General features: G+C 37.6%; 6 protein-coding genes. 4 read left to right on the top strand and 2 right to left on the bottom strand.

Translation table 11 applies throughout. The features are described from left to right. The 4 genes from ACIQ0D_RS10645 to ACIQ0D_RS10630 all read left to right on the top strand — a co-directional run. A partial coding sequence (locus ACIQ0D_RS10645; protein ID WP_395805429.1) for a S9 family peptidase occupies positions 1–1254 on the top strand: 1254 nt, incomplete at its 5' end. 373 nt (positions 1255–1627) lie between these two features. Next, a complete protein-coding gene (locus ACIQ0D_RS10640) occupies positions 1628–4063 on the top strand; it encodes a PIG-L family deacetylase (RefSeq protein WP_395805427.1) in 2436 nt (811 codons plus the stop codon). 7 nt (positions 4064–4070) lie between these two features. Continuing rightward, the gene (locus ACIQ0D_RS10635) at positions 4071–4244 is read left to right on the top strand and encodes a hypothetical protein (RefSeq protein WP_291403140.1); all 174 of its coding nucleotides are present in this window, start codon (positions 4071–4073) and stop codon (positions 4242–4244) included. Positions 4245–4352: 108 nt separating this feature from the next. Next, on the top strand, positions 4353–6056 hold the full coding sequence (locus ACIQ0D_RS10630) for a sodium:solute symporter (RefSeq protein ID WP_395805425.1): 1704 nt from the start codon (positions 4353–4355) through the stop codon (positions 6054–6056). A 6-nt stretch (positions 6057–6062) separates the two neighbouring features. Here ACIQ0D_RS10630 and ACIQ0D_RS10625 read toward each other — a convergent pair whose 3' ends face one another. Together ACIQ0D_RS10625 and ACIQ0D_RS10620 are read right to left on the bottom strand one after the other, a co-directional pair. Further along, a complete protein-coding gene (locus ACIQ0D_RS10625; protein WP_395805423.1) occupies positions 6063–6566 on the bottom strand; it encodes a hypothetical protein in 504 nt (167 codons plus the stop codon). Then, positions 6563–6876: RNA polymerase sigma factor (locus tag ACIQ0D_RS10620; protein ID WP_395805421.1), on the bottom strand; the 314-nt coding region annotated here is incomplete at its 5' end. The genes ACIQ0D_RS10625 and ACIQ0D_RS10620, both read right to left, overlap by 4 nt.

Here is a 6876-nt window from a genome sequence, read left to right as displayed (position 1 = left end):
AGTCTGCTTGACCGTCAGCGTGATGAGGCATGGATTGGCGGACCAGGCATTGGTGGTGGGAATATTGGCTGGACCGATCTAAACACCATTTACTTCCAAAGTGAGGCAACAGGTTATTCTCATATCTATACCATAAACCTAAAATCAGGGGAGAAAAAACAAATTACTTCCGGTAAATATGAAGTTCAAACGCTACAATTATCAAATGATAAAAAGAGTTTTTACTTCACTGCAAATATGGAGCATCCGGGAATTACCCATTTTTATAAAGTTCCAGTTTTGGGTGGAAGCTCTACTAAAATAACTACCATGACTGGCGGTAATGAAGTGAGCCTTTCGCCAGATGAAAAATGGTTAGCTTTCAGACATTCTACTTCAAACAAGCCATGGGAACTTTTTATTCAGGAAAATAAAGCAGGAGCAAAAGCTGAGCAAATTACCAGTTCGGTAAGTGCTGAATTTAAATCGTATGCTTGGAGAGAGCCAGAAATGGTTAAATTCAGCAATCGCCATGGCGATGATGTGTATGCACGTGTTTACAAACCAGAAAATCCAGCTCCATCAAAGCCAGCTGTAGTTTTTGTACATGGAGCAGGTTATCTGCAAAACGTTCACTATTGGTGGAGTCAGTATTTTAGAGAATACATGTTCAATAATTTATTAGCTGATAATGGCTATACCGTAATTGATATCGACTATACAGCAAGCTCTGGTTATGGACGAGATCATCGCACCGGAATTTATCGCCACATGGGGGGTAAAGACCTTACAGATCAAGTGGATGGGGTGAAAATGTTGGTTGAAAAATATGGTGTTAATCCAGATAATGTAGGATTGTATGGTGGATCTTATGGTGGATTCATAACATTAATGGGGTTATTTACTACACCCGAAGTATTTAAATCGGGCGGAGCTTTACGCTCAGTAACCGATTGGGCACACTATAATCATGGATATACTGCCAATATTTTAAATGAGCCAATTAACGATGAGTTAGCTTATAAAAGAAGTTCGCCAATTTATTTTGCTGAAGGATTTAAAGGCAATCTATTGATGGCACATGGAATGGTGGATGTAAATGTTCATTTTCAGGATATTGTTCGATTATCACAAAGACTAATTGAGCTTAAAAAAGATAATTGGGAGCTCGCTGTTTATCCTATTGAAGATCATGGTTTTGTTGAGCCTTCGAGCTGGACTGATGAGTATAAGCGAATTTTTAAATTGTTTGAAAGCACATTAAAAAATAAATAAAACACATACAATTTTATTAATGAAACAAATTCCTGAATAAACGAATAGAATTGTGGAAAACTTATTTGATACAAATACCGAAAATTCGTAATTTTATAAAATAAAGGTTAATCACAATAAGGCTATTTATCAGACATTAGTCAAACTCCTTACAATCATGCAGCGATTGTACATTGTAAGAAGGTTAAAAGCTTTCAATTTCATTTTAAAACTGTAATTTTTGGGAAAGCGGTCAGATTTTAAAATCTGACCGCTTTTTTCATTTAGGAGCTTTTTAACTTAGCCAATCAAAAAAATCCTCCCAATTTTTTCAGCCACAATCTAACAAAAAGCATTCTTTTTCTTTATTTTCGATTTTTATGATCAAGCAATTATGAATTTTCGCCAATTAAGATTTTATATTATTTTTCTTGTTCCTTTTAGTGTTTCTGCGCAAACATCGCCGCAATTTAACTCGGCAGAGCTTAAATTGGGACTTAAAAAATTAAATGTACTTGGCTCTGCTCTATATATTGCCGCACATCCAGATGATGAAAATACTCGTTTATTAGCCTATTTCGCCAAGGAGAAAAAATTTAGAACGGGGTATCTCTCGCTTACTAGAGGTGATGGCGGACAAAATCTCATTGGGAATGAGCAATCAGAGTTATTGGGTTTGATACGTACTCAAGAGTTATTGGCCGCACGCCGGACTGATGGTGCTGAGCAGTTTTTCTCAAGGGCCATCGACTTTGGATTCTCAAAAACCTCAGATGAAACCTTTCGCATTTGGAATAAAGAACAAATTTTAGCGGATGCCGTTTGGGTAATCCGTAATTTCAGACCTGATGTAATTATTACACGTTTCCCAGAAGATGCACGTGCTGGACATGGACACCATGCCGCATCAGCCATCATCGCTCGTGAAGCATTTATTGCCGCTGCAGACCCAAATCGTTTTCCGGAACAATTGAAATTTGTTGAAGTATGGGCCACAAAACGCCTCGTTTGGAATACCTTTAACTTTGGAGGATTAAATACCACATCTAATGATCAAATTAAATTAGATGTTGGAGGTTTTAATCCACTCTTGGGTAAAGGCTATGGCGAAATCGCAGCCGAAAGTCGCACGAACCATAAAAGCCAAGGTTTTGGAAGTGCAAAACAACGTGGCCAGTCCTTCGAGTATTTTTCTCATACGCAGGGTATCGCTGGAAAAGCGGATATTTTGGAGGATATTAACTCCAATTGGAATAGAATCCCTCGAGGTGAAGAAATTAGTCGCATGATTACTCTTGCCGATAAGAATTTCGATATCGATAATCCCTCCAAATCTATCCCAAGCCTAATTAATATCCTAAACGCTATCGAAAAACTACCAAATTCTTATTGGAAAGAACAAAAAACAAAGGAATTAAAGGATCTAATCGCAGGAGCGGCAGGATTATGGTTCGAAACATACGCTAACGCGCCCACATATGCCCTAGGCGACCAGATTAAGCTTCGAAGCGATATTGTTGTTCAATCTGATGTTCAAATCAACCTGGGTGCTATAAATGACCAAAAACAGGATATTGAATTAGAAAATGGTCTTTTAAAAAACATTGAAGGAATAGCCACTGCACAAGCCATAACTGAACCCTATTGGCTTTTAAACAGACATGAATTAGGCACATTCCAAGTCGCAGACCAGCACTTAATTGGGAAAGCTGAAAACCCAGCCCCCATAACTGTAAAATTCACCTTTAATATTGCTGGTAAAGAAATTAGCTATGAACGTTCCCTAGTATTTAAATCAACTGACTTAGTCCGAGGGGAAGTTTACCAAGCCTTAGTCATAGCCCCAGCAATTACGGCAACTATTTCCGAGAAAGCCTTTATATTCATTGGAAACACGCCCAAAAAAGTTCAAGTTCAATTAAAAAGCTTCCGCAACGCAAACAAAGGAACTGTTATTCCGGAAATCCCACAAGGTTGGACGGTAAAGCCCGAAAAAATCATATTTGAACTCCTGAAAAAAGGAGATGAGAAAGCAATTGAATTTGAAATAATTCCAACAAATAACTCGCAAGCTGGGAATTTGGCAATCAATATCCAAACAGATCAAGGAATCTCTAACCGCGGAAATAAAGTGATTAACTATGAGCATATTCCTTTGCAAAACTTATTCCCAATTACTGAAGCAAAAATTGAACGCATCGACTTACAAACTGGTGGTAAAAAAATAGGCTATCTCACAGGAGCAGGCGATTTAATTCCTGAGTCGCTACAACAAATTGGTTTTCAGGTAAATACACTCAACGAAGCCGATGTGATGAGTGGAAATCTTTCGCAGTACGATGCAATTATTGCTGGAGTGAGAGCCTATAATGTGAACGAGCGATTAAGTTTAATGCAGCCAAAACTGATGGAATATGTAAAAAATGGCGGGACTTATTTAGTTCAGTATAACGTTAGCTCGCCACTTTTGGTAGAAAATGTCGGCCCCTATCCTTTTAAAATTTCTCGCGATCGGGTTACAGAAGAAAATTCCGTAGTAACATTTTTAGAAAAAGATCATCCAGTTTTAAACTATCCCAATAAAATTACGAGCACAGATTTTGAAGGATGGGTACAGGAAAGAGGCTTATATTTTATTAGTTCCGCCGACCCAAAATACAAGCGTATTTTAAGTATGAATGATCAGGGGGAATCAGCTAAAGATGGTTCATTACTAGTTGCTGAATATGGCAAAGGCCGATTTGTATATACTTCTTTAGCATTTTTCAGAGAATTACCAGCCGGAATACCCGGAGCATACAGATTATTTGTAAATTTGATTACTAAATAATAAGAACATGAAAAGCGAAAACACCTCAATTTATTACATCGTTCCAGCAGTAGTTTGTGGTATTGCAACTGCATGCGTAGTGACCGGTTCTGTGGCTTATATGGTTTTAGGCGCAGTTTTGGGATTACTTTCTGCAGGTTTCTGGATGAATGTTGTTGTTCCAAAAGATGGAGAAGCCTAATCAGGATCCCATTCCATTTGTTAAGACTTGGAACCAGTTTTATATTCTTTTGATTATTTGGCTGGTTCTTTTAGTCGGACTTTTTTATCTGTTCACAAAGACTTTTGAATGAGCGGCATAGATTGGTTAGTACTTTTTTTAACCCTCTTTGTAATTGTCGCATACGGCATTTATAAAAGTCGCGGTACCCAAAATATAGACGGTTTCCTTCTCGGAAATAAAGCTTTTCCTTGGTATAGCGTAACCCTTTCGGTGATGGCTACACAAGCTAGTGCCATTACTTTTCTTTCGGCTCCGGGACTTGCATTTTCATCGGGAATGTCATTTGTACAGTTTTATTTTGGCCTTCCGCTGGCCATGATTGTGCTCAGCATCACCTTTGTCCCAATTTTTCATAAATTAAAGGTTTATACCGCCTACGAATTCCTAGAAAAGCGATTCGACCTAAAAACTAGAGCCTTAACAGCCTTTTTATTTTTAGTACAACGCGGATTATCAACTGGAATTACTATTTATGCACCATCCATCATTCTATCTACTATTTTAGATATTGATACCACTTATACCACCTTGTTTATTGGTGGATTAGTGGTCACTTATACCGTTTATGGCGGCACAAAAGCGGTTTCTTATACGCAAATGCTGCAAATGACAGTAATATTTTCTGGTTTATTAATTGCCGGAATTTTAGTGGTGAAACTCCTTCCAGAAAGTATTGGTTTTGGCAAAGCACTGCAAATTGCCGGAAAAATGGGACGTACCAATGCCATTGATTTCTCCTTTGATTGGAATAATCAGTACACCGTTTGGAGCGGATTAATTGGCGGTTTCTTTTTGCAATTATCCTATTTCGGAACTGATCAAAGTCAGGTAGGACGTTATCTTACAGGTTCATCTATCGGCCAAAGCCGATTAGGTTTATTGATGAATGGACTCGTAAAAATCCCGATGCAGTTTTTAATTCTGCTTATTGGGGTTCTTGTTTTTACCTTTTATCAATATCATCAACCCCCTGTTTTTTTCAATAGTTATGAATTGGGAAAGCTCGAAAAAAGCGCATATAGTGCTGATTTACAAAAAATTAAGAACGATTATTCAGATGCATTTACCGATAAGCAAAAGGAAATTAATCGTTTGGAGATTGCTTTAGACGCGAAAGATGAAAAGGCCATCAATACACAACGAACGATTCTAGCTGCCGCAGATAAGAAAACAAAAGAAATTAGGCAACAGGCAGTCGATTTGATGAAGAAAAATGACCCTGAAGCCGAAACAAACGATAATAATTATGTTTTTCTGAGCTTTGTGACCAAATATCTCCCTCAAGGATTAATAGGATTGCTCATTGCAATCATTTTTCTGGCCTCTATGGGATCAACCGCTAGTGCCTTAAACTCGCTTGCCTCAACCACCGTAGTGGATATTTATAAACGCCTAATCAATACAAATGCAAGCGACGAAAAATACCTTTCCGTATCGAGGTGGCTAACCATTGCTTGGGGTGTTTTGAGTATTTTTATGGCATTATTTGCGAGTAAAATGGGAAATCTACTAGAAGCCGTAAATATTTTAGGATCTCTATTTTATGGTACCATTCTCGGCATCTTTCTAGTGGCCTTTTACTTCAAAAAGATTGGGGGATCTGCCACCTTTATTGCTGCTATAATTACCGAAATCATCATTTTCACCTGCTGGATGATGGATGCCATGGCCTTCCTTTGGCTAAATGTTGTGGGATGCACTTTGGTGATTCTAATCGCAATGCTTTTGCAACGGTTTCAAAAGAAAGCACTAGAAAAAGCAGCCTTTTAACAATTATTAATCGTGATCATTCTTTGATTTCATCTTTTTGCTGATAAAAGCATCAAAAAAGTAGAGCACAACAATTATATCCACAAAAACAAAGAGATTAATTAAAAAGCTGTAAGAACTACTATCAAGGGCAAATTGGGGCATGGTAAATTCAAACCAGGCTGTTTCCGGCGACTGGCTCCATTCTATTTTAAAGAATAGAATTCCTAAAACACATAGGATTGCGGCTAAAAAAAATAGGGAAATCGTATTGATAAGCCATTTGCCAAGCAATGATTTTTGAGGTACCGGGCTATGTTCAAACTGAATTTTTTCCATCAAATTACGACCAAAGCTCATCGATGGTTCATCGAGTTCGAGTGTAGAAACTTGGAGATGAATCGACTTTATTTCCTCAAAAAGACTAATAAATTCAGCATCTGATTTCAATAATTGCTCAATAAGTACTTTTTCCTCAACAGAAACATGTCCATCCAGATAATTCCAAATTATTTGTTCAAAATTGTTCATAATAAGTCCCTCACTTCCTGCTTTAAAACTCCTTCAATTTTCTCTTTCAAACGCTGTCTTGCTCGATGCAATTTTACTTTTACAGTATTTGATTCCATGCCTAGCGCCTGGGCAATTTCTTCTAGCGATTGCTCCCCTTGATAAAAAAGGGTAATTATTGCCGCATCCAATGGTGATAATTGAGAAATCGCCAAATTTACAAATTGCATTTTCGATTTATGTTCGACATCAATTACTGTATGATCAGATGAATAAGCTTCTAGTTGAATTAGGCTTGTTTCATCATCAATTGATTGTGTATCAAGCTTTT

The sequence above is a fragment of the Daejeonella sp. genome (genome assembly GCF_044342615.1).
Taxonomy (GTDB): domain Bacteria; phylum Bacteroidota; class Bacteroidia; order Sphingobacteriales; family Sphingobacteriaceae; genus Daejeonella.
This window is presented reverse-complemented; position numbering and strand designations above follow the sequence as displayed.

Coding starts and splice junctions, on each gene's coding strand:
- ACIQ0D_RS10640 (WP_395805427.1), top strand. CDS start 1,628: ATGAATTTTCGCCAATTAAGATTTTATATTATTTTTCTTGTTCCTTTT.
- ACIQ0D_RS10635 (WP_291403140.1), top strand. CDS start 4,071: ATGAAAAGCGAAAACACCTCAATTTATTACATCGTTCCAGCAGTAGTT.
- ACIQ0D_RS10630 (WP_395805425.1), top strand. CDS start 4,353: ATGAGCGGCATAGATTGGTTAGTACTTTTTTTAACCCTCTTTGTAATT.
- ACIQ0D_RS10625 (WP_395805423.1), bottom strand. CDS start 6,566: ATGAACAATTTTGAACAAATAATTTGGAATTATCTGGATGGACATGTT.